Here is a 508-nt window from a genome sequence, read left to right on the forward strand (position 1 = left end):
CTCACACAGATTGTCTGATGAAAAACAGCAGTAAAAAACCTCTACAGGCTTGTAGCTCAGGTGGTTAGAGCGCACCCCTGATAAGGGTGAGGTCGGTGGTTCAAGTCCACTCAGGCCTACCAAATTTGCGAAGCAAATTTGAAGAGGTTGCAAAACGATGGGGCTATAGCTCAGCTGGGAGAGCGCCTGCTTTGCACGCAGGAGGTCTGCGGTTCGATCCCGCATAGCTCCACCATCTTTTACTGCGAACACAAGAAAACTTCAGAGTGAACCTGAAAAGGTGCACTGCGAAGTTTTGCTCTTTAAAAATCTGGATCAAGCTGAAAATTGAAACGACACACATGTTATGTGTGTTCGAGTCTCTCAAATTTTCGCAATCATGAAGTGAAACATCTTCGGGTTGTGAGGTTAAGCGACTAAGCGTACACGGTGGATGCCCTGGCAGTCAGAGGCGATGAAGGACGTGCTAATCTGCGAAAAGCGCCGGCGAGGTGATATGAACCCTTGA

General features: G+C 48.2%; 2 tRNA genes and 1 rRNA gene. All 3 read left to right on the forward strand.

Features of this window, described 5'->3' with window-relative positions:
• Positions 1-45 precede the first annotated feature (45 nt).
• Positions 46-122 (forward strand) — tRNA-Ile (locus tag APU11_RS07750).
• Positions 123-159: 37 nt separating this feature from the next.
• A tRNA-Ala gene (locus tag APU11_RS07755) sits at positions 160-235 on the forward strand.
• 171 nt (positions 236-406) lie between these two features.
• Positions 407-508, forward strand: a 23S ribosomal RNA gene (locus APU11_RS07760); the annotation flags it as partial.

It is taken from the genome of Enterobacter sp. 50793107, assembly GCF_001463365.1.
Lineage (GTDB): Bacteria > Pseudomonadota > Gammaproteobacteria > Enterobacterales > Enterobacteriaceae > Enterobacter > Enterobacter cloacae.